This window comes from uncultured Polaribacter sp. (assembly GCF_947503855.1).
Classification (GTDB): domain Bacteria; phylum Bacteroidota; class Bacteroidia; order Flavobacteriales; family Flavobacteriaceae; genus Polaribacter.
This window is the reverse complement of sequence record NZ_CANNFF010000005.1, coordinates 93,636-116,884: the sequence shown is the minus strand read 5'-3', so window position 1 is coordinate 116,884 and position 23,249 is coordinate 93,636. Positions and strand designations below refer to the sequence as shown.

The window sequence follows — 23,249 nt, the reverse complement described above, 5'->3', positions numbered from 1 at the left end:
AATTTTAAAAAATAGACGATTCAGTTTCAGATGTAAATTGCTCTAAAAACAACATCCCTTTGTACGAATTTCCTTTTTTATTCAATTTTGGACTCCAAACTGTAATACAAAATTCATCTGGATGAATGGCAACAATGCCTCCACCAACTCCAGACTTTCCTGGTAAACCTACTCTAAATGCAAATTCGCCAGATTCGTCATAAAAACCACAGGTTATAACAAAATAGCATTTATTCTTTTGGCTTGACTCATCGTTAAAACTCTTTTTCCTTTTTGGGTGATAAAATTATCATCTGCAAGAAAAAGAAAAATTTCAGAAACTTCTTTACAAGTCATTTCTAAAGCACAAGTATAAAAGTAGAAATCTAAAACAACATCAATATCATTTTTAATATTTCCAAAAGATTTCATAAAATTACACAAAGCAATGTTTCTAAAACCACTGCTTTTTTCAGATTGTGCTACTTTTTCTGAATACTTTAAATTTGGATTTTTACAAAGATCTTTGCAGAAATTTAAAAAATCTTCCTTCGAATTTTTTAAGTGACTAATTAAAATATCGCAAACCACAATGGCACCAGCATTTATAAACGGATTTCTCGGAATCCCTAAATCTGATTCTAATTGCAATAAAGAATTAAATGGATTTCCAGAAGGTTCTACATCTACTCTTTTCCATAGTTTTTCACCTTCTAATTGATAAGCTAAGGTTAAGGTTAGTATTTTAGAGATACTCTGAATAGAAAATTTTTTATCAGAATCTCCAATGCCAAAATAATTACTATCAATTGTGGTAATATGTACACCAAAATTAGAGTCAGAAACATTGGCAAGTTCTGGTATATAATTGGCTATTTTGCCAGTATCATCAATATCTTTTAAGTTATTGTAAATTTGGGTAATTATCTTTTGATAGTTTTTCATTGACGATTCTAGTTTTGTCAAAATTATTAGAAATTAACGGAATAAAAAAGGAACTACATTGCTGTAATTCCTTTTTTGTTTTTATAAGATTCTGAAAAAGTTCAGAATTGTAAGTTGTTATACAATTTCTACAAACAAACCTTCATCAGTTTTAGTAACTTTGGCAACATCTTTTTTAGTTAAGCCCTTAATGGTTTTATCCCATTTTTTATTAGATAAGCCAGATTGTGTTTTTAAATCAACTAGCTCTATTTTTTCAGCTTTGGTAATTATGGCTAAAACAGCTTTTTCTTCATCATTCAATTCTACAGTAGGCGCTTTCTTTTCTGGTCTCATTTGAGGGAAAAATAAAACTTCTTGTATAGATTGATTGTTGGTTAAAAACATAATTAATCTGTCCATTCCAATGCCCATTCCAGAGGTTGGTGGCATACCATATTCTAAAGCTCTTAAAAAATCTTGATCTATAAATTCGGTAGCTTCATCATCACCTTTGGCGGCTAATTTTAATTGATGTTCAAAACGCTCACGTTGATCAATTGGATCGTTCAATTCAGAATACGCATTCGCAATTTCTTTACCACAAACCATCAACTCAAAACGCTCTGTTAATTCAGAGTTGGTTCTGTGTTCTTTACATAAAGGACTCATTTCCTTAGGATAATCTGTAATGAATGTTGGCTGAATGTAATTTCCTTCACACTTTTCTCCAAAAATTTCATCAATCAATTTTCCTTTCCCCATAGTTTCATCAACCTCAATATTCATTTTTTTGGCTGCTGCTCTAATTTCTTCTTCAGTTTTGTTGTAAATATCAAAACCTGTAAATTCTAAAATAGCATCACGCATGGTAATTCTTTTATAAGGCGCTTTAAAATCTATTTTATGCTCTCCAAAAGTAGCTTCAGAAGTTCCGTTTACAGCAATAGCACAGTGTTCTAGTAGTTTTTCACAGAAATCCATCATCCAATTATAATCTTTGTAAGAAACATAGATTTCCATGGCTGTAAATTCAGGATTGTGTGTTCTGTCCATTCCTTCATTTCTAAAGTTTTTCGAGAATTCATAAACACCATCAAAACCACCAACAATTAAACGTTTTAAATACAATTCGTTAGCAATTCTCATATACAAAGGAATGTCTAAAGAATTGTGATGTGTAATAAAAGGTCTTGCAGCTGCACCACCAGGAATAGGTTGTAAAACAGGAGTTTCTACTTCAAAATAGCCAGCATCATTAAAAAACGAACGCATGGCATTAAATAATTTTGTTCTTTTTACAAACACTTCTTTTACATGCGGATTTACAACTAAGTCTGCATAACGCTGTCTGTAACGCATTTCTGGATCTGTAAAAGCATCGTAAGTTTTACCATCTTTTACTTTAGGAATTGGTAAAGGTTTTAAAGATTTAGAAAGTAATTTAAACTCTTTTACCATTACTGTTTTTTCGCCCACCTTTGTGTTAAAAAGGGTACCAGTAACACCTATAAAATCTCCTAAATCTAATAGTTTTTTAAAAACATCATTGTATAACGATTTGTCTTCGCCAGCACAAATTTCATCACGATTAAAATACAATTGTATTCTACCTTCACCATCTTGTAACTGAGCAAAAGAAGCTTTACCTTGTATGTTAATAGCCATTAATCTGCCTGCAATAACCACTTCTTTTCCTTCTGTAAAATTCTGTTTAATTTCTTTAGAATCAGAATTTAATGGAAATAAATCTGCTGGATAAGGATTAATACCTAAAGCTCTTAATTTGGTAAGTTTCTCTCTACGTACAACTTCTTGTTCTGATAATTGCATTTCTAATAATTTAGTGATGAATTTTAAAGATTGCAAAGATACAATCTTTCAATAATTTATCTGTTGAAGATTTCAATAAAATATCTTATAAGAGTTGCAGAAATATCAAAACATTGTATATTTGCATGCTACTTTTTGTTGAAGTAGCATTAGTTGTGTTGTTTGGCACTTTAGAAAAAGTGTCTTGGTTTTGTTAACCAATGGAAAGCTTCCCTTAAATGGGACGCTTTTTTTTTGTCTAAAAAAACCTTCCTTTATAGTCCCAAAACTTCATTAAAAATAAGACTACAAAGCCAAAAGAAACGCTAAATTTAATGGTTGCAGAAGCGAGTAGACCTATAAAAGAACCTATAGAAGCTTTGAAAGCACGTTTTTTATCTGACTTGTCATATAACAATTCGCCAATAAACGCACCTAAAAAAGCACCTATTAAAATACCAAAGGGTATAGGAGAAAGCAACCCAATAATTAAACCAATTGTGGTACCATAAACACCATAAGTACTTCCACCAAAACGCTTGGTGCCAATGGCTGGTATAATATAATCTAGAATCCAAATTAAAATGGCTATTGCCAGTGTAATTCCTAAATAAGTCCAATTTATTGGAACCGCAGATGTTAAGTGTAATAACAATAAACCTAGCCAACCCGTTAATGGACCTGGTAAAACGGGTAAAAAAGAGCCAATAATACCTAGCAGTACTAAAACAAAGCCTACAAGTAATAAAAAAATATCCATAGTATTTTAGGTTTCTACTGCACGTAAGTAGACAGTTTTATTTATTGTAAGACGAAAATACAAAACCTTTGTTAGATAGGTTTTAAAAAAAAATATAAACGTTAAGTATGGTTTTGTATTTCCATTAATTGTTGAAAGGGATGATGAAAAAAAGGCTAATTGTATTTAAAATTTAGTAAATTCACCCAATAATTCATTTTATGTTTTTGCGTACCTTTTCTTTTTTGTTTATCCTTATATATTGCACTTCGTGTGATTATTTATCTTTTACAAAATCAAAAAATCAACAAGTTTTAGATACAGTTATCGATTTTACTTCTGTAGATACCTATCCATCTTTTACAGTTTGCGATTCCATTATAGAAAAACAGGCAAAATTTACTTGTTTTAAAAATACCATTCATAAAAAAATAGGAGAACAGCTAAATCAACACACTTTTAAAATACAAGACTCTATTAATGAAACTATTTATGTGGATGTTTTAATTGATGCAAAAGGGAAAATTATTTTAGACAGCATGCATTCTACAGAAAATATTAAAAATCAATTACCAGCTTTAGACAGTGTTTTAGCAATTACTGTAGATAATTTACCAAGGGTTTTTGCTGCCAATAAAAGAGGTGTTCCTGTAGCTACAAAATACAGATTACCTATTTTAATTCAGTTGAAAGAGTAGTTTTATAAATTTTCTTGTTGATGAAAAACTAATTCAGCATTTTCCAAAGTTTGTCTTTCAATTCTTGCAAACCCGTTTGTGCAACCGAAGAAATAAATAAAGCATCAACACCTTTTGGGAGTTCTGCTTTAATTTCTGCTTTTAGTTCATCATCTAACATATCTGTTTTAGAAATGGCCAACAAACGATCTTTATCTAACAATTCTGGATTGTGTTTCTTCAACTCATTTAAAAGAATTTCATATTCTTTATTAATGTCATCGCTATCAGCAGGAATTAAAAATAGTAAGGTAGAATTACGTTCAATATGACGTAAAAAACGATGGCCTAAACCTTTACCCTCTGCAGCACCTTCTATAATACCCGGAATATCTGCAATTACAAAACTCTTATAATCTCTATATTCTACAATACCTAAATTAGGTTTTAACGTAGTAAAAGCATAATCTGCAATTTTTGGTTTTGCAGCTGTTAAAACAGATAAAAGTGTCGATTTTCCAGCATTTGGGAAACCAACCAAACCAACATCTGCTAATAATTTTAGCTCTATTCTAAACCAGCCTTCTTGCCCATCTATACCAGGTTGCGCATATCTAGGTGTTTGGTTTGTAGACGATTTAAAGTGCCAGTTACCCAAACCACCTTTTCCACCAGGCAATAAAATAACTTCTTTTTGATCTTCTGTAATTTCATACAAAATTTCGTCTGTATCTGCATCTCTTACAATAGTTCCTAAAGGCACATCTATATAAACATCTTCTCCATCATGACCTGTACTTCTGCTTTTGCTTCCTGCACCCCCTTGTGTAGCCCTAAAATGACGTTTAAACTTTAGGTGAAATAATGTCCACATATTTTTATCTCCACGCAAAATAATGTGTCCTCCACGTCCACCATCACCACCATCAGGTCCACCTTTGGTAATGTATTTTTCTCTGTGTAAATGCGCAGAACCCTGCCCACCTTTTCCAGAAGATGCGTATATTTTTATGTAATCAACAAAATTTCCTTCAGTCATAACTTATTGTTTAAAATTCAATATTTAAGATTCAAACTTGAATTTTAAATTTTGAACCTTGAATTATAGTGTGTCAAATACTACGGAAATTCTTTGGGTAATTTCTTTAATAGAACCTACACCATTAATTCCGTAATATTTTCCTTGTGCTTCAAAATAATCTTTTAAAACAGCTGTTTTTGTGTTGTATTCGTTAAAACGATTTCTAATTTTACCTTCATCAGTATCATCTGTTCTACCACTGGTTTTTCCTCTTTCTAACAGACGTTCTACTAATAAATCTTCTGGTACTTCTAAGGCAACCATTCCGTTTATTTGCTCTCCTTTTTCCCCTAAAAATACATCTAAAGCTTCTGCTTGAGATTGTGTTCTTGGAAAACCGTCAAAAATAAAACCATTGGCATCTGTATTTTTTTCTACTTCTGCTTTTAGCATATTTATGGTTACTTCATCGGGTACTAAATTACCAGCGTCCATGTATTGTTTTGCTAATACACCAAGTTCTGTTTGGTTTTTTATGTTGAATCTAAATACATCTCCAGTAGAAATGTGTACCAAATTATACATGTCTTTTAAAAATTCTGCTTGTGTACCTTTCCCTGCTCCTGGAGGGCCAAATAATACGATGTTTTTCATTTTTGGTGGTGTTGTTAGTTGATATATTTCTGGATAATTTCTTCCTAAGCCATTATAATCTAAACCATAGCCTACTACAAATTTGTCTTTTATACTAAGGCCAATATAATCTATTGGTAATTCTTTTCTAAAAACGTCTGGTTTAAATAATAAGGTAGCAATTTTTAATTGCTTTACATTTTTATCTTTAAAAATAGCATAAATTTCTTGTAAAGTATTCCCTGTATCTATAACGTCTTCTAAAATAATTACAGTTCTGTTGGTTAGATCTTCATTAATGCCTACTAATTCTTTTACGTTTGCTGAACTTTTAGTGCCATCATAAGAGGCTAATTTTACAAAAGAAACTTCACAATTGCCTTTAAAAGCTCTTATAAAATCTGCAGCAAATAAAAAGCAACCATTTAAAATACCTACAAAAATAGGTACTTCGTTTTCTGGTAAATCTGCTTTTACAGTTCTTGCTAAGTGTTTTACAATAGTAGCAATCTTTTCCTTATCAATATAAGGGCTAAAGTGTAAATCGTGTAGTTTTATAATACTCATAAGAATGCAAATATAATTGCTATAAATCAAATGAAAAAACCGTTTTCCACTTGCTGAATAAATTTCAGGCTTTACATGGAAAACGGTTTTTTATTTGTTGTTAAAAAACTAGTTGTTTTTTTCTTCTTTTTTAGAAGCATCAAACATAATAGGAGTTGCCACAAATAAAGATGAATAAGTACCTACTATTACACCCACTATTAAAGCAAACATAAAACCTTTTATAGAATCTCCACCAAATAAGAAAATAGCTAACATTACTAATAATGTTGTTAAAGATGTATTGATAGTTCTACCTAAAGTAGAGCTTAATGCTTTGTCTACAACTTCGCTATATTTCCATTTTGTATGTATTCCTGCAAATTCTCTAATTCTATCAAAAATTACTACGGTATCATTTAGAGAATAACCTACTACAGTTAAAATGGCTGCTATAAATGATTGTCCAATTTCCATATCAAAAGGCATAAAACTGTATGTAATTGAGAATACACCTAATACAATTAATACATCATGGAAAACGGCTACGACTGCACCTATAGAGAATGATATTTTTCTAAATCGTAATAAAATATATAAGAAAACAATTAATAACGAACCAAATACGGCATATAATGCTGATGTTTTAATGTCGTCTGCAATGGTTGGATCTACTTTTCTGTAGCTCATTATTCCATTAGCATTTTCTGCTTTTTCGAAACCTGGTTTAAAATCTTCGTAAGATGTAGTGCCAATATATGGTTTTAAACCATTGTATAATGTGTTTTGAACTTGTTCATCTACCTCTTGGCCTTCTTCATCAATTTTATAAACCGTTGTTATTTTTAATTGATTAGACGTACCATATGTTTTTACTTCTGGAGCTGTACCAAAAGCATCTTTTAAAGTAGAGGCAACATCTGTAGCATTCATGTCTTTATCGAAACGAACTGTGTAAGAACGCCCACCTTTAAAATCTACACCTTGCTTTAATCCTATAGTAACCAAAGAAGCAATACCTCCTAATATAATTGCCCCAGATATGATATAAGCAATCTTACGTTTTCTTAAGAACGTTAGATTAATATTTTGGAACCATCCTTTAGAAATAGAAGTGTTGAATGTTAAATTAGTCCCTCTATTTATGGAACCATCAATTAATAAACGTGTAATAAATACAGCTGTAAATAATGAGGTTGCAATACCAATCATTAATGTTAATGCAAAACCTTTAATTGGACCTGTACCAAATACATATAAAATAATACCTGTTAATAAGGTTGTAATGTTTGCATCTATAATTGCAGATAAAGCTCCTTTTACAGAAAAACCTTCTTCTACAGATTGTTTTAAACCTTTCTTTTTAAATAAGCCTTCTTTAATTCTTTCGAAAATAATTACGTTGGCATCTACAGACATACCAATAGTTAAAATAATACCAGCAATACCAGGTAAAGTTAAGACAGCATTAAATGATGCTAAAATTCCGAAAATAAATAAGATGTTTACAAGTAAGGCAACATCTGCAAATAAACCAGCTTTACCATAATATAATATCATCCAAAGTAATACCAATGCAATAGCTAAACCAAATGATAAGAAACTTGCGTCGATTGCTTCTTGGCCTAAAGAAGGACCTACAACTTCTGCTTCAACAATTCTTGCTGCAGCTGGTAATTTACCTGCTTTTAAAACCGTTGCGATGTCTTCTGCTTCTTCAATAGTCATGCTTCCACCAGAAATAGAGGTTCTACCTCCAGTAATTGCTTGATTAACAGAAGGTGCTGTATACACATAATCATCTAAAACAACAGCTACAAATCTACCTACATTATCTGCAGTCATTTTAGCCCATTGTTTTGAACCTGAGCTATTCATAGTCATGCTAACTTCTGGTTTATTTAATTGGTCAAACACCTGTGCAGCATCTAAAATAACATCACCTTCAATGGTTGGTTTATCGTTTCTGTTAGATTTTACTGCGTATAAGCCAATCAATTCTCTAGATTCGTAGTCATCACCTGCGTTTGCGGGTTTTACTGGTGTAAAAGTTTTGTAATCCCATAAGAATTTTACATAACGCAATTCGTTTGGCAATAAGTCTCTAATTTCTTTTTTGCCTAATAATTCATTTACCATTGCAGTATCTCTTACAGAAGCTTGAGCAACTAAAGAACTCATTTGTTGTTGAGATTGTGCAAAGTTTGGCATTAAATACGTAAATAAGTTCTTTTGAACTTTTGTAGAATCTACAACATCACCTAGAAGATCATCAATATCATCTTTTTCTGTGCTATCTTTTACTTGCTCAGTTGTTGTGTTATCTTTTAGTAATTCAGCAACTTTAGTATTTGCAGTAAAGAAAAAGTTTTGTACTTCTGCATTTGTATATACTTCCCAAAATTGTAATTCTGCTTTGCTAGTAATTAATTTTGTAACACGCTCAATGTCTTTTGCACCAGGTAATTCAATCTGAATTCTACCAGAATTTCCAATTCTTTGAATGTTTGGAGAAGTTACCCCAAACTTATCAATTCTACTTCTTAATACTTCAAAAGCAGTACCAATAGAACTGTTAATTTCTTCTTGTAAAGTTTCTCTTACTGTAAAATTATCTTCGTTAAAAGATATTTTATCACTTAAAGCCTTTGTACCAAAAATAGATGGATCACTTAATTTTGTGTCTCCAGCTACTTTTTCAAACTCTTCGAAAAATAAGTCTAAATACGTAGCATTACTATTTTTTTGTCTTTCGTCTGCAGTTTCTAGAGCTTTGTTAAAAGCTTCGTTTTTAGAATCGTTAGATAAACTTTTTAAAACCTCTTTTACAGAAACTTGTAAAATGGCATTAATACCACCTTTTAAGTCCAAACCAAGATTCATTTCTTTGTCTCTAACATCATTATAAGTGTATTGTGCAACTCCTAAATCTATAATTTTTTTGTTGGCAACACTGTCTAAATATTTTCTTTCTAAAGTAGCTTTTTGTCTAGCGTCGTTATCTTTTACATTTTTTTCTGCATATACTTTTGCATTATCTTCTACTTTGTTTGCTAAAAAAGTAAATGATAATTGGTATAAACTTACTAATCCAAACAGGATAGCAAATAATTTAATTAGTCCTTTATTTTGCATTTTGTTGTTGTTAATTATGGTTTGTCAAGTTTTTTAAAAAACGAGCAAATATATAGTTTCTAAAAGAACCTGACAATTATTTTTATTGATAGTTTTTGTGATTGTGAGTAGGTTACTCATCAATTATAAAAGGTGTGAAAAATGTGTTGAGTTACATTTTTAACTTTGGAAGTTTTTGGGGCCAGCTCTAACTTCTGGTTCTTTGTTAGATCTGTACTCTTTACTAAAAGGATTGTTTTTAGCTATTTTGCAGGCAACTTTATAAAGTTGATTTGTTTTGCTTTCTAATGATGCGTTGTAATTATCAAAATTAGTATCTGTTGTAAATCTATCTAATTGATGTTTTATCTCTAAAGCATATTTGTAGTCTAAATTAGCATTATCTGTGGGTTTGTTTAAATCGTAAACATCTAAACTGTAGTGGTAAACAACATCTTTGTTTTGTTTATTTTTAGACTTGTTTTTTAATAGAAACGAGTTATTTTTTTTTAAAATATTTCTAATATTATCAACAGGAACTTCACTAAAATAAGATATTTTTAAAGTGCCATTTTTAATTTCTTTAATGTTAATGTGAGAAACACCTATATTTAGTAATTTCTCTTTTACATCAGTAATGGTATGGTCTATATAATTCCTGTTATTTTTTGTGTTTACAAAGTCTAGTACAATTTCTTGATTAGGGATTGATCCCTGCTCATGAAACGCACCAAAAAGTGTAAATATTAAAAATAAAGTACTTATGTACCATTTCGCTTTCATGCGTCAAATATATAAAAAAGTATGCTTATTGTATCTAGGATTTTAGAAACTTATTAAAACTTAAAAATCCAGCTTTTTAGCTGGATTTTTTAAATATCGTTATGTAAGAAATTTCTATAATTCTAATAAACCATTTGTTTTAGAAACTCCTGCTGCAGATTCTTCTAAATGAGCTTTCTCAGCATCATTTAAATGAATTGCTACAATTTTCTCAATACCGTTTTTACCCAAAACTACAGGTACACCAATACATAAGTCATTTAAACCATATTCTCCTTCTAATAGAGTAGAACAAGGGTAAATTTTCTTTTGGTCGCAAGCAATAGCTTGTACCAAACCAGAAACAGCTGCACCAGGTGCATACCAAGCAGAAGTACCTAATAAACCTGTTAAAGTAGCTCCACCAACCTTGGTGTCTTCTTTTACCTGGTTTAATCTTTCGTTAGAAATAAATTCAGAAACAGGTACAGAATTTCTTGTAGCTAATCTTGTTAAAGGTACCATTCCTTTATCTGAATGCCCGCCAATTACCATTCCGTCAACATCAGAAATAGGTGCTTCTAATGCTTCTGCTAATCTGTATTTAAAACGAGCAGAATCTAATGCGCCACCCATACCAATAATTCTATTTTTTGGTAATCCAGTAGTTTTATGCACTAAATACGTCATGGTATCCATAGGGTTAGAAACTACAATAATAATTGTATTTGGAGAGTGCTCTATTAAGTTAGAAGAAACAGTTTTTACAATTCCTGCGTTAATACCAATTAATTCTTCACGAGTCATACCAGGTTTTCTAGGAATACCAGAAGTAATAACGCAAATATTAGAATTTGCTGTTTTAGAATAATCATTTGTACTTCCTGTAATTTTTGTATCAAAACCATTTAAAGATGCTGTTTGCATCAAATCCATAGCTTTACCTTCTGCATAACCTTCTTTAATATCTAATAATACAACTTCAGATGCAAAATTTTTAATGGCAATATACTCTGCACAACTAGCACCTACTGCACCAGCACCAACAACTGTAACTTTCATGTTTTTTCTGTTTTTTTGTTTAATAATTTTATGCAAAAATACGGTTTTTGTTGAAGTTATCAGTTAATTTTAAGCAAAAAAAAGACATCTAAACTAGATGTCTTTTTTTTTATTTTTTTAAAAATTTATCTGATACTAATAGCTACACCTAAACTAGCAGTATTGTATTCTTGAAATGAATAAGAGCCAAATATCTTTAAAAATCCAAGGCTTAGTCTAGCACCTGCAGTTGCAGTAAAACCACTAGATTCAAAATCTAACGTATCTGGAATTGTTAAAGTTTTTGAAACAGTGTCATTTGGAGCAGGTAAACCAGTATCATAAGTACCTGTATAAGTTCCGCTCATATTGTAAGTAGAAGTACCGCTGTTATATCCAACACCACCATATAAATTGATTATTGGGAAATTTAGAGATGCAATTGCTTGAGCCGTAAATGCTGTTAAGTTGAATTCTGTTAATGCGTTTGTAACTTGCAGATTCGCAGAATTTACATCAGCAATTCCATAAACTACATCCATAGTTGTATAAGATGCAAGTAAAGATACATGTAAAGGTGTTTTGTCTAAAGGACCAAACCAATCTGTAATTTCCTTTTTAAGACCTAAACCTAACATTTTAACAGACCCATCATCCTCTCCAATACTAATTTCAGGAACAAACCTAACCATTGCTTCAAATTTCCAAGGTAAACCTACATTTAATTGTGCCATTGGTGCAGGAACTGCATTTAAAGGCAAATCTTCAGTTGCTCCTCCAGGAAAATCAAAAGTAGCACTTGCACTTTCACCGTTAATGGTTGTGTTTACTGTCATTTGTGTAGTGTTACTAGGGCCAGCAAAAGTTGATGCTTCTGTGCTGCTTGAAGATACAGAGGCTAATCCTAAAGCGCTTATATTAAATAATTCTTTTTCAGTTGGTACTAAAGACGCATTAAGACCTACTGACAAATCAAAGCCAAAGGGTTTGTGCACTTTTGCAGTGTGATACCATCCATTGTTCATAGCGTTTATAAATCCTTCCATGGCAGGACCAAAATATGCTTCCATTAGTTTTTTAGAATCATTTTTGTCAGCAAGTAAAATTGCTTCAAATCCGTCTTGAGCTTTCGTGTTAAGTGTTAACGCAAATACACCTAAGAATATTAAAATAGTTTTTTTCATTTTGGTTAAATTTTGTAGTGATTTTATCTGTAATATATAAAAATATGTTGTCATTTTTTGTTATAAAATAATTTTACTCTTAAAATAAGGGAAACATTTATTTATTTATAAGTAGGTAAAAACCCCAACTTAAAAGCTGAGGTTTTTCTTTTAATTTTAAAAAAAGAGAATTTATGCATCAATATTTGCATACTTCGCATTACGTTCAATAAAGTCTCTTCTTGGAGGTACTTCATCACCCATTAACATAGAAAAAACTCTATCTGCTTCTGTTGGGCTATCAATCGTTACTTGTCTTAAAGTTCTAAATTCAGGGTTCATGGTTGTGTCCCATAATTGCTCTGCATTCATTTCTCCTAAACCTTTGTATCGCTGAACATTTACACCACCACCAAACTTTTGTGCAATCATATCTCGTTGATTGTCATCCCAAGCATATTCTCTTTTTTGTCCTTTTTTAACCAAATATAAAGGAGGTGTTGCAATGTAAATGTAACCTTGCTCTACCATTTCTCTCATATATCTAAAGAAGAATGTTAATATTAAGGTAGCAATATGTGATCCATCAACATCGGCATCACACATAATTACTACTTTATGATAGCGAACTTTAGATAAATTTAAAGCTCTTGGGTCTTCTTCTGTTCCAATAGAAACACCTAAAGCAGTAAACATGTTTTTGATTTCTTCGTTTTCAAAAACTTTATGTTGCATTGCTTTTTCTACGTTCAAAATTTTTCCACGAAGTGGTAAAATTGCTTGAAAGTTTCTATCTCTACCTTGTTTGGCTGTTCCACCTGCAGAATCTCCCTCAACTAAGAAAATCTCACATTGTGCTGGGTCTGTTTCTGAACAGTCAGATAATTTACCAGGCAAACCACCAATAGACATCACTGTTTTACGTTGCACCATTTCTCTGGCTTTACGTGCTGCATGTCTTGCAGTTGCGGCTAAAATTACTTTTTGAACAATGGTTTTTGCATCATTAGGGTTTTCTTCTAAGTAGTCTGTTAACATTTCTGAAACAGCTTGTGATACTGCAGAAGTAACTTCTCTATTTCCTAATTTTGTTTTGGTTTGTCCTTCAAATTGAGGTTCTGCTACTTTTACAGAAACAATAGCTGTTAAGCCTTCTCTAAAATCGTCTCCAGCAATTTCGAACTTTACATTTTTAAGTAATCCAGATTCATCGGCATACTTTTTTAATGTACTGGTTAAACCACGTCTAAATCCAGATAAATGCGTTCCACCTTCGTGTGTATTAATGTTGTTTACATACGAATGTAAATTTTCTGCATAAGAAGTATTGTAAACCATAGCAACTTCTACAGGAATACCATTTTTTTCACCTTCCATAGAAATTACATTGGCAGTTAATTGCTCTCTTGTAGAATCTAGGTATTTAATAAATTCTGGTAACCCTTCATCAGAATGAAATGTTTCTGAGATAAAGTTTCCTTCATCATCGGTATTTCTTTTATCTGTTAAAGTGATGGTAATACCTTTGTTTAGGTATGCTAACTCACGCATTCTTGTAGCAAGCGTTTCGTAATTGTACTCTGTAGATTGTTTAAAAATAGACTTGTCTGGTAAAAAAGTAACAATAGTACCTGTAAAATCTGTTTCTCCGATAGTTTTTACTGGGTATAAAGTTTTTCCTTTTTCATACTCTTGTTGCCAAATTTTACCTTCTTTATGAACTGTAGCTGTTAAATGGTCAGATAGTGCGTTTACACAACTTACACCAACCCCATGTAATCCTCCAGAAACTTTGTAAGAATCTTTATCAAATTTACCACCAGCACCAATTTTGGTCATTACTACTTGTAAAGCAGAAACACCTTCTTTTTTATGGATTCCAACAGGAATACCACGCCCATTATCTCTTGTGGTTATAGAATTGTCTTCGTTAATGGTAACTTCTATGGTGTCACAATAGCCACCCATGGCTTCATCAATAGAGTTATCTACAACTTCATACACCAAATGGTGTAAACCGCGTATTCCAACATCTCCAATATACATAGAAGGACGCATTCTCACATGCTCCATACCTTCTAATGCTTGAATACTGGAAGCATCATATTCTTTTTTAATTTCGTCGCTCATTATAAAAGTGAATTATTTATTTTTTAGGTTGATAAAACTCGTTAAACGAATTTTCTAAGTCAAATTTACAATTTTTAATCCCTTTTTCAAGTGTTTTTAGCGATTTGCTTTTAAAATTATCAACATTTGTTAAAAACAAAAAAGTGTCTTAAAAGCTCTAAAAAGCATCTTAAAATAGATTTTTATAATTTTCTTATTTTTTACTTTTGTAAGAATTAAAAAAATGCGTTATAGCTTTTATTTTAAGATTTTAAAATTTATGAGAGAGAACCATTTAGTGTCAATTTGATGTAAAAAAAAGGAGTATAAACATGATGTTTGTCACAAAATTAAAAAATAGTTACCCTTAATTTTGTTCTGATGATAATGTACATAAAATGAAAATACTAAAAAATAGTTTGTTGATTGTAGTTTTACTTATTTCAACCATCACTTTAGGGCAAGAGAGAAAAAAAATTAAACCAACTGTAAATTGGAATTTAAGAGGGCAAATTTGGTTGCGTTATTCAGATTTAAACGAAGGCTCTATAATTAATAACGAATTAACAAACAGTTTTGCCGATGTTTCTATTCGCCGTTTAAGAATTCCAATTTCCTCTCAAATTACACCAAACGTTTTTTTATATAGTATTCTAGGTGGAAATAATTATAATTTTAGAACTAAAGAGTTTCCTTTAGAGGTGTTAGATTTATACGTAGAATATACCTTTAATAGAGCTCTTGAGGTAGGTATCGGTAAATCGGGTTGGCAGGGTTTAAATAGATGGAATATTAGATCTAACAAAACACTAATGGGTTTAGACTCTCCATTGTTTACATTAAATACTGTAGAAAAAGCAGATGATATTGGTCGTTTATTAGGTATTTGGTTTAAGGGACAATTTGGTAAAATAGACTATAGATTGGTTTTTAATAGGCCTTTATTAGTTAATACGGCTCCAAATAACGAAGTTAATTTTGCTAATAATAGACCAAGAATTAAAACATCTTCTTATGTAAAGTATCAGTTTTTTGAACACGAATCTAATAAGTCTGCATATCAAACTGGTACTTATGTACAAGATAAAAAAGTATTTAACATTGGTGCAGGTTTTCAGTTTCAAGAAAAAGCTATGAGTGATGGTGATGCAAGTTTAGCAATCACAAATTTGTACGATATAAAACATTGGGCTGTAGATTCTTTTTTAAATTTACCTTTAGTTAATAATGCAGCAATTACAGCTTATTTAGGTTATTATGATTATCAATTTGGAAAAAACTATATTAGAAATGTAGGTGCAAACAACCCAACAACTGGTGGAGGTACAGATTTTAACAGAGCAGGAGTTGCGTTTCCTATGATAGGAACAGGAACAACCTGGTACATGCAATTTGGGTATGCATTTCCAAAAGATAAGATTTTAGGGCATTCTGTAGTTGTACAACCTAATATTGCTATCCAATTATCTAATTGGGATGCATTAAATGATCCAATGACAGTATATGATTTTACGGTAAATTTTTTAATGAATGGTAAACATGACAATAAAATAAGTTTAGGATATCAACATCGACCAATATTTGATGCTACTACCATTCAACAAAAAGGCTATAAAGGTTTGGCAGTTTTACAATATCAGGTTTCTTTGAAGTAACATCAATCAAAAGCACTAAAAACTTTAGATTTTGAAGAACTAATAAATAATTATTCTTTAAATTATTAAATTCATAAATAAGTTTAGATATCTTAAAAAATAGTGCGTAGTCTATTTATTCTCTCTATATTTGGTGCAAAATTATAATAAATGACATGTAATAATAACAATCGTAATTTCAATAATCCTAATTTTTAGGACAGGAAGGTTGTTGTTTATAAATAGATAAAGCCTTCCAATTTTGGAAGGCTTTTTTTCATGTCTTGAATTGATTTCGAGATTAAAAAAAAATAAGAAATGAGTAAAATAATGACAGTAGACATTTTGTCTAGTATTAAAGGTGCAAAACCTTCGGAATCTGTAAATAAGCTTTTTGACGTTATTAAAAATGCCAATCAGCAAAATAATTCGAATACAACTGTACATAATAAGGTAGTTTCTTTAAACGATTTAAGAGAAGATGTAGTTGTAGAAAGCTCAGCTATAGAAAAGGAAATTATCAAAGAAAACTTTCCAAAAGAGAAAAACGGGTTTTTAGTAGTTGCTAAAGTGATAGAAGATTAATATGGAATCGCAGATATATAAAATTCATCAACAATTGATAAACAAAGAAATTTCTTGTACAGCTTTGGTACAAGAAAAATTAGATTTGTTACAACAAAATACATTCAATACGGTCAATTCACTTTTAGAGGAAACAGCTATTGAATTGGCAAAAAAAGTAGATGCAAAAATTGCAAACGGGCAAGAAATTGGTTTGTTAGAAGGGATACCATTCGGAATTAAAGATGTGTACATGGTGCAAGGAACCTATACAACTGCCAGTTCAGATTTGCTAAAAAACTACAAATCTGCCTATACAGCAACCGCTATTCAGAAGTTGCTAGACGCTGGTGCAATACCGTTAGTTAAAGAAAATTGCGATTCTTTTGGACATGGTTCATCCTCTGAAAACACCATTTTTGGAGCAGTAAAAAATGCTGTAAATCCAGCTTTAGTAGGTGGAGGTTCTTCTGGAGGTTCTGCTGTAAATGTAGCCAAAGATTATACCATATTTTCAATTGGTGGAGATACAGGTGGTTCTATTAGACAGCCTGCAGGTTATAATAAAGTGTATGGGTTAAAACCTACTTACGGTCGTATTTCTAGGTATGGCTTAATGGCATATGCATCTTCAACAGATTGTGTAGGTCCAATTGCAAAATCTTTAGAAGATATTAGAATTGTATTAAATGTAATGAGTGGTAAAGATGTAAAAGATCAAACTACTTATAAGTCAGATAAAATTAAAAAAGATCTAAACACATCAAACATTAAAACGGTTGGTTATTTTAAAAATTTTATTGAAAGTAAAGCAATTTCAAACGAAATAAAAGTAGACTTTTTAGCAATAATTGATAAGATAAAAGCCAAAGGAATTGCAGTAAAAGAATTAGAATTTTTCGATTCTGATATTTTAGTATCTACTTATTACACATTAGCAATGGCAGAAACTGCTTCTAATTTATCGCGTTTAGATGGTACCAATTACGGAGCAAGAATTGAAGGTGATACTTTAAAAGATACTTATTCAATAACCCGTTCAGAAAAATTTTCTGAAGAAACAAAACGAAGAATTGTAGGTGGTAATCAAGTATTATCTCAAGGTTTTTCTGATGAAATTTACTTGAAAGCACAAGATGTTAGAAATCAAATTTCAGCAAGATTTACAAATGATTTTAAAGAAGTAGATATTATTTTGTCTCCAGTAACCCCTCAAAATCCACCTAAAATTGGCGACAGCTTAAAAGATCCTTTAGCCATGTATTTATCTGACGCATATACCGTTGGTTTTAGTTTGGCAGAATTACCAACCTTAACCTTACCAAAAGGAACAAATACAGGATTACAACTTACAGCAGACAAAAAAAATGATGCACATGTATTACAATTCGCTAACCTTTTAAACGATATTTTATAATGGAACTAGCGCAATTAAATGAGGCTTTAAAAGCACACGAATTAGAGTTGATTATAGGTTTAGAAACACATGTTCGTTTAAATACCAAGAGTAAATTATTTTGCTCTTGCCCAAATGAAGAAACCGAAATACCAAATACAAATATTTGTGCTGTTTGTACAGGACAAATGGGGGTTTTGCCAGCTATAAATAAAGAAGCAATTAACAAAGCTATTTATTTTGGAAAAGCAGTAAAATCAACTTTTTCAAACGAAGTTATTTCTTGGGATAGAAAACATTACGAATATCCAGATAATCCTAAAAACATACAAATTACACAGTTTCATAACCCTGTAATTCCAGACGGACAAGTGTCTTGTTTTAGAAATGATGGAAGCCAGTTTACTGTAAATTTAACCCAAGTTCATATCGAAGAAGATGCAGCTAAATTAATGCACGAAAAGAAAATTTCGTTGGTAGATTTTAATAAAGCAGGAGTTCCATTAATAGAAATTGTAACAGATCCTTGTATTAGAAATATAGAAGATGCATCTACCTATGCGCAATACATTCAGCGAATTGTACAAAACTTAGGCATTTCTGAAGCTAATTTAGAAAAAGGAGAATTTAAAAGTGATGTGTCTGTTTCTCTTAGAAAAAAGCACACCTATAATTTAAATCCAAGAACTGAAATTAAAAACTTAAATTCTTTTAAGTTTATGATGGAAGCTTTAAAAGAAGAGGTAGAAAAACAATTAAATTATTACACAGAACACAAAGAATTTAGACCAGAACAAACTACGGTTTTATGGGATGCAGATTTAAAGCAAACCAAAACCATGCGTAAAAAAGAATTTGAGGCAGACTATAGATTTATCTCTGAACCAGATATTCCTTTCGTTTCCATTAAAGAGGTGGTAAATTCTATAAAAATAGATGCAAGTGCATTGCCACATGCAGTAGAATCTGTTTTAATTAAAGGTGATGTATTACCACAAGACGCAAAGTTTTTTACGGCTGATGCCACTCGTTCTAAAACATTTATGACCATAAATAATGTGCTACAAGATCCTTCTTTTGTTGCAAAAACATTGGTTAATAATATTAGCGCAGATGAGTATGAAAACATTCACGATATCAATCATTTAATTGAAATTTTTCAATTATTTAAAGAAGATAAAATAACATCTGTTTTAGTTCAAAACGGAATTACAAGGTATTTAAAAGACAGAACTTTTGATTATAAAAAGTATTTTGATGAAAATACCATTTCAGAAGCGCAAATTGCAGCTGCTATTACAAAAGTAATTTCAGAAAATGAAGCCATTGCAAATGATATTAAAGCAGGAAACCAAGGTAAAGCTGGTATTCTTGTAGGAAAAGTAATTGGCATAATTGGTAAAGGTGCCTCTGGGAAAGTAATTCGTGAAGGAATTTTAGAGCAACTTGCTAAAAATACAGGAGGTGAGAAGTTGGAAAATGGAGGCAATAAACGTAAAGATGGAAGTGGGAAGTTAGAAGTTGGATCTAATCCAAAATCCGAAAAACAAGAAGATGAATTAACAGAAGTTCCAATCATTATAAAAGAAGAATATAGAACACATACAATTTCTCAATTATCAGAAAATTCAATTTCAGAAAAAGTAACATTGTCAGGTTGGATTTCTAGTGTAAGAGATCATGGTGAATTAATGTTTATCGATTTAAGAGATGCAAGTGGGCAAGTTTTTCAGGTTCGTTTAAGTAGAGAATCTTTTCCTAATTTAGATGAATTGGTAAAACTAAAACCAGAGTCTGTAATTTCCGTTACAGGTGTGGTTGTTCAACGAAATGAAGATGATTATAATGCAGGTTTAAGAACAGGTAAAATTGAGTTAGAAACTTCTGAATTAGAAATTTTAAACCTTTCTAAAACCTTGCCTTTCGAAATAAAAAGAGCTACAAAAACAAATGAAACAGTTCGTTTTCAGTACAAATTTCTAGATCATAGAAATGACGACGTTAAAAGAGCCATCGTAAATCGTCATAAAGTCATAAAATTATTGCGTGATATTTTAGATGAAGAAGAATTCTTAGAAATTGAAACACCAATTTTAACAGCGGGTACAGACGAAGGTGCAAGAGAATTTATTGTGCCAACAAGAAAGCAATCTGGTTCTTTTTATACTTTACCACAAGCACCACAACAATTCAAACAAATGTTAATGGTTGGTGGTTTTGAGAAATATTTCCAAATCGCACGTTGTTTTAGAGATGAAGATTCTAGAGGAGATCGTCAACCAGAATTTACGCAGTTAGATATAGAAATGGCCTATGCAAGTATGCAGCAAATTATAGATTTAAACACCAAAATGTTTAATGAAGTCGTTAAAAAAACATATGGTAAAAAATGGATTTTACATCCTTTTGAAGTAATTACCTATAAAGATGCCATGGATAAATATGGTTGCGATAGACCAGATTTACGATATGGTTTGCAAATGCAAGACATTACAAACATTGTAAAAGACACTACTTTCCAAGTTTTTAGTAAACCTATAGAAGAAGGGGGTATTGTAAAATGTATCAAGGTTTCTGCAGCAGAACAAGGAAACAAACGTATGTCTAAAGGTCAAATAGAAAACTTAACAGCCATTGCACAGCAACATGGTTTAGGTGGTTTGGCTTATATTATTGTAAATGAAAACGATTTGCAATCGCCAATAATTAAGTTTTTAGGCGAAGAAATTGCGGCAAATATCATAAAAACTACGAATGCTAAAGTAGGAGATATCGTGTTTTTCTCAGCAGCAGATTATGCAACGGCAAACAAAGCATTAGACGCTGTTCGTCAAGAAATGGGACGTATTTTAAAACTAATAAATCCAAAAGAATTAAGACCAGCTTGGGTAGTAGATTTTCCAATGTTCGAGAAAAATGATGACGGTAGATGGACGTTTACACACAATCCTTTTTCTATGCCAGCAGTGTACGATTTAGAAAAACACATGACAGGAAAGGATGAAGAAATTGGAACCATTATTGCACAGCAATACGATTTAATCTTAAATGGTTATGAAATTGGTGGAGGTTCTGTGCGTGCACACAAATCAGAAATTTTAGAAGCAACCTATAAAAATATGGGGTACAATAAAGAAGAAATGCTAAAAAGTGTGGGTACTATGTACAAAGCTTTTCAATATGGTGCGCCACCTCATGGAGGAATTGCTTGGGGTGTAGATAGGTTAATGATGATTTTAGAAAAGAAAGCATCTATTAGAGAGGTAATGGCGTTTCCAAAAACAGGAAGTTCAGAAGATTTATTATTTAATGCACCATCAATTTTATCTGATAAAAAGGTAGAAGAAATGAACGTAAAGATTATTAAAAAATAAAATCATTTGAAAAGGTTGCTCAATTTAAAAATCTATCTTATTTTTGTATCAATAATGAAATTAAACACAAAAAATACTTGGTGGTGGAACTCTCTTATTTAATAAGTGAGCACTAAACCTGTATATATAAATTATAAAAAAAGGCTTATCTCACGATAAGCCTTTTTTCAGTTAAAAAATGTCTTCTCGAGCGCAGTCGAGTTGGCATCAAATTAAGAGAAATTAAAACGTTCTCGACTGCGCTCGAACTGACAATCAGTTATGAATACAATAAAATTTAAAACATTATCAAAAACACAAATTGCAGACACCATAACACCTGTTGGTTTGTATTTGCGTTTTAGAGATAAATTTGCAAATACGCTTTTGTTAGAAAGTTCAGATTACCACAGTAAAGAAGAAAGTTTTTCTTTTATTGCTATTGAGCCTGTAGTTTCAATAAAAGCAGAAAATCATCATTTAGTTTTTTCTCACAAAGAAAAAGAAATTGCAAACGAAAAAATTGGTAGAAACTTTAATGCTATTTTCGAAAAATATACCCAAAATATAGAATTAGACTGTCCTGCAGAATTAAAAGCATTTAATGGTTTGTATGGCTACACAACTTATGATTCTGTTCAGTATTTTGAAAATATTGCCTTAAATGTAGAAAAAGCACCATCAGCAATTCCCTTAATGCAATACAGTTTTTACAGATTTATTATTGCTATCAATCATTTTAATGATGAAATGACGCTAATAGAAAACGTAGAAGAAGGCACAGAATCTCGCATTAAAGAAATTCAGACCATTATAGATGCACAAGCATTTAATACCCAAAGTTTCGAAATTGTTGGCAAGGAAACCTCTAACGTAAAAGGAGAAGAATTTATAGAATACGTTAAAAAAGCTAAATCGCATTGTAAAAGAGGCGATGTTTTTCAGTTGGTATTATCGCGTCAATTTCAACAAAAATTTAAAGGAGATGAATTTAATGTGTACAGAGCATTACGTTCTATAAATCCTTCTCCTTATTTATTCTTTTTCGATTATGGTTCTTTTAAGTTGATGGGATCTTCACCAGAAGCTCAAATTAAAATCACTCAAGGAAGAGCTACAATCAATCCAATTGCAGGAACGTTCAGAAGAACAGGAGATATGGCAAAAGACATTCAATTGGGTAAAAAATTATCTGCAGATAAAAAAGAAACTGCAGAACATGTAATGTTGGTAGATTTAGCTCGTAACGATTTAAGCAAACATGCAGATAATGTTGAGGTTGAGGTATTCAAAGAAGTACAGTACTTTAGTCATGTAATTCACTTAGTATCTACAGTTTCAGGAAAGTTAAAAGGAAACCCAATAGAAATTGTAGGTGACACTTTTCCAGCAGGAACTTTAAGTGGTGCACCAAAATATAAAGCTATGCAACTAATTGATACATATGAAAACCAATCACGCGGATTTTATGGAGGTGCAGTAGGGATTATAGGTTTAGATGGTTCAGTTAATTTAGCCATTGCAATTCGTTCTTTTGTAAGTAAAAATAATGTTTTGTATTACCAAGCAGGAGCAGGAATTGTAATTCATTCTGATGAAGAAAAAGAATTACAAGAAGTAAATAATAAATTAGCAGCCTTAAAAAAAGCGTTGATTTTGGCAGAAAATATTTAGGGCGTTTTAACGGGCTTTCATTACTCGCTTTTTTTGAGAAAAACAAAAAAGAGCTCAAACAGGCCATTCAATCCCTAACGCAGATAGAGCATTTTAATAAAGATTTGT

17 protein-coding genes are annotated in these 23,249 nt (G+C 31.3%); 6 read left to right on the top strand and 11 right to left on the bottom strand.

The annotated features are described in order from the left end of the window. Positions 1 to 4 precede the first annotated feature (4 nt). The 4 genes from Q0662_RS12020 to Q0662_RS05615 all read right to left on the bottom strand — a co-directional run bounded on the left by Q0662_RS12020 (position 5) and on the right by Q0662_RS05615 (position 3,475). Positions 5 to 217, bottom strand: a complete 213-nt coding sequence (locus Q0662_RS12020; protein WP_367181291.1) for a glutaminase — start codon at positions 215 to 217, stop codon at positions 5 to 7. Further along, entirely contained in the window at positions 214 to 924 is a 711-nt protein-coding gene (glsA, locus tag Q0662_RS05625) for a glutaminase A (protein WP_367181288.1), read from the bottom strand. The genes Q0662_RS12020 and glsA overlap by 4 nt, the downstream gene beginning before the upstream one ends. Positions 925 to 1,041: 117 nt before the next feature. Continuing rightward, positions 1,042 to 2,736, bottom strand: a complete 1,695-nt coding sequence (lysS, locus tag Q0662_RS05620; RefSeq protein ID WP_298948066.1) for a lysine--tRNA ligase — start codon at positions 2,734 to 2,736, stop codon at positions 1,042 to 1,044. Between the two features lie 238 nt (positions 2,737 to 2,974). Continuing rightward, positions 2,975 to 3,475, bottom strand: coding sequence for a DUF456 domain-containing protein (locus Q0662_RS05615; RefSeq protein ID WP_298947971.1), 501 nt, complete (start codon positions 3,473 to 3,475; stop codon positions 2,975 to 2,977). 224 nt (positions 3,476 to 3,699) lie between these two features. Here Q0662_RS05615 and Q0662_RS05610 point away from each other — a divergent pair, with 224 nt between their 5' ends. After that, complete coding sequence (locus tag Q0662_RS05610; RefSeq protein WP_298947970.1) at positions 3,700 to 4,152, top strand: hypothetical protein; 453 nt, start codon at positions 3,700 to 3,702, stop codon at positions 4,150 to 4,152. 28 nt (positions 4,153 to 4,180) lie between these two features. Here Q0662_RS05610 and obgE read toward each other — a convergent pair whose 3' ends face one another. The 7 genes from obgE to gyrB all read right to left on the bottom strand — a co-directional run bounded on the left by obgE (position 4,181) and on the right by gyrB (position 14,541). Beyond that, positions 4,181 to 5,170, bottom strand: a complete 990-nt coding sequence (obgE, locus tag Q0662_RS05605; RefSeq protein ID WP_298947969.1) for a GTPase ObgE — start codon at positions 5,168 to 5,170, stop codon at positions 4,181 to 4,183. 63 nt (positions 5,171 to 5,233) lie between these two features. After that, the gene (locus Q0662_RS05600; RefSeq protein WP_298947968.1) at positions 5,234 to 6,352 is read right to left on the bottom strand and encodes an adenylate kinase; all 1,119 of its coding nucleotides are present in this window, start codon (positions 6,350 to 6,352) and stop codon (positions 5,234 to 5,236) included. A gap of 108 nt (positions 6,353 to 6,460) precedes the next feature. Next, positions 6,461 to 9,466, bottom strand: a complete 3,006-nt coding sequence (gene secDF, locus Q0662_RS05595; RefSeq protein ID WP_298947967.1) for a protein translocase subunit SecDF — start codon at positions 9,464 to 9,466, stop codon at positions 6,461 to 6,463. 159 nt (positions 9,467 to 9,625) lie between these two features. Beyond that, complete coding sequence (locus Q0662_RS05590; protein ID WP_298947966.1) at positions 9,626 to 10,228, bottom strand: hypothetical protein; 603 nt, start codon at positions 10,226 to 10,228, stop codon at positions 9,626 to 9,628. Positions 10,229 to 10,342: 114 nt separating this feature from the next. After that, positions 10,343 to 11,269 (bottom strand): malate dehydrogenase, encoded by a 927-nt coding sequence (gene mdh, locus Q0662_RS05585; protein ID WP_298947965.1) that lies wholly within the window; start codon positions 11,267 to 11,269, stop codon positions 10,343 to 10,345. A 125-nt stretch (positions 11,270 to 11,394) separates the two neighbouring features. After that, on the bottom strand, positions 11,395 to 12,432 hold the full coding sequence (locus tag Q0662_RS05580) for a DUF6588 family protein (protein ID WP_298947964.1): 1,038 nt from the start codon (positions 12,430 to 12,432) through the stop codon (positions 11,395 to 11,397). A 171-nt stretch (positions 12,433 to 12,603) separates the two neighbouring features. Then, positions 12,604 to 14,541: a DNA topoisomerase (ATP-hydrolyzing) subunit B gene (gene gyrB / locus Q0662_RS05575; RefSeq protein WP_298947963.1), complete on the bottom strand. Its 1,938-nt coding sequence runs from the start codon at positions 14,539 to 14,541 to the stop codon at positions 12,604 to 12,606. A gap of 377 nt (positions 14,542 to 14,918) precedes the next feature. On the opposite strand from gyrB, the gene Q0662_RS05570 reads away from it, so the two are divergent. The 5 genes from Q0662_RS05570 to Q0662_RS05550 all read left to right on the top strand — a co-directional run bounded on the left by Q0662_RS05570 (position 14,919) and on the right by Q0662_RS05550 (position 23,141). Continuing rightward, positions 14,919 to 16,175, top strand: a complete 1,257-nt coding sequence (locus tag Q0662_RS05570) for a porin (protein WP_298947962.1) — start codon at positions 14,919 to 14,921, stop codon at positions 16,173 to 16,175. Between the two features lie 297 nt (positions 16,176 to 16,472). Then, entirely contained in the window at positions 16,473 to 16,739 is a 267-nt protein-coding gene (locus tag Q0662_RS05565) for a hypothetical protein (RefSeq protein WP_298947961.1), read from the top strand. Position 16,740: 1 nt separating this feature from the next. Continuing rightward, on the top strand, positions 16,741 to 18,135 hold the full coding sequence (locus Q0662_RS05560; protein WP_298947960.1) for an amidase family protein: 1,395 nt from the start codon (positions 16,741 to 16,743) through the stop codon (positions 18,133 to 18,135). Continuing rightward, positions 18,135 to 21,488 (top strand): bifunctional amidotransferase subunit GatB/aspartate--tRNA ligase AspS, encoded by a 3,354-nt coding sequence (gene gatB/aspS, locus Q0662_RS05555; protein WP_298947959.1) that lies wholly within the window; start codon positions 18,135 to 18,137, stop codon positions 21,486 to 21,488. Before Q0662_RS05560 ends, gatB/aspS begins: the two co-directional genes overlap by 1 nt. Positions 21,489 to 21,749: 261 nt before the next feature. After that, positions 21,750 to 23,141 carry an anthranilate synthase component I family protein gene (locus tag Q0662_RS05550; protein WP_298947958.1) on the top strand — a complete coding sequence of 464 codons (1,392 nt, stop codon included), beginning with the start codon at positions 21,750 to 21,752 and terminating at the stop codon, positions 23,139 to 23,141. Positions 23,142 to 23,249 lie beyond the last annotated feature (108 nt).

Bases quoted from the DNA above. Each gene is read 5' to 3' on its own strand.
- glsA (WP_367181288.1), bottom strand. From the start codon at position 924: ATGAAAAACTATCAAAAGATAATTACCCAAATTTACAATAACTTAAAA.
- lysS (WP_298948066.1), bottom strand. From the start codon at position 2,736: ATGCAATTATCAGAACAAGAAGTTGTACGTAGAGAGAAACTTACCAAA.
- Q0662_RS05615 (WP_298947971.1), bottom strand. From the start codon at position 3,475: ATGGATATTTTTTTATTACTTGTAGGCTTTGTTTTAGTACTGCTAGGT.
- obgE (WP_298947969.1), bottom strand. From the start codon at position 5,170: ATGACTGAAGGAAATTTTGTTGATTACATAAAAATATACGCATCTTCT.
- Q0662_RS05600 (WP_298947968.1), bottom strand. From the start codon at position 6,352: ATGAGTATTATAAAACTACACGATTTACACTTTAGCCCTTATATTGAT.
- secDF (WP_298947967.1), bottom strand. From the start codon at position 9,466: ATGCAAAATAAAGGACTAATTAAATTATTTGCTATCCTGTTTGGATTA.
- Q0662_RS05590 (WP_298947966.1), bottom strand. From the start codon at position 10,228: ATGAAAGCGAAATGGTACATAAGTACTTTATTTTTAATATTTACACTT.
- mdh (WP_298947965.1), bottom strand. From the start codon at position 11,269: ATGAAAGTTACAGTTGTTGGTGCTGGTGCAGTAGGTGCTAGTTGTGCA.
- Q0662_RS05580 (WP_298947964.1), bottom strand. From the start codon at position 12,432: ATGAAAAAAACTATTTTAATATTCTTAGGTGTATTTGCGTTAACACTT.
- gyrB (WP_298947963.1), bottom strand. From the start codon at position 14,541: ATGAGCGACGAAATTAAAAAAGAATATGATGCTTCCAGTATTCAAGCA.
- Q0662_RS05570 (WP_298947962.1), top strand. From the start codon at position 14,919: ATGAAAATACTAAAAAATAGTTTGTTGATTGTAGTTTTACTTATTTCA.
- Q0662_RS05565 (WP_298947961.1), top strand. From the start codon at position 16,473: ATGAGTAAAATAATGACAGTAGACATTTTGTCTAGTATTAAAGGTGCA.
- Q0662_RS05560 (WP_298947960.1), top strand. From the start codon at position 16,741: ATGGAATCGCAGATATATAAAATTCATCAACAATTGATAAACAAAGAA.
- gatB/aspS (WP_298947959.1), top strand. From the start codon at position 18,135: ATGGAACTAGCGCAATTAAATGAGGCTTTAAAAGCACACGAATTAGAG.
- Q0662_RS05550 (WP_298947958.1), top strand. From the start codon at position 21,750: ATGAATACAATAAAATTTAAAACATTATCAAAAACACAAATTGCAGAC.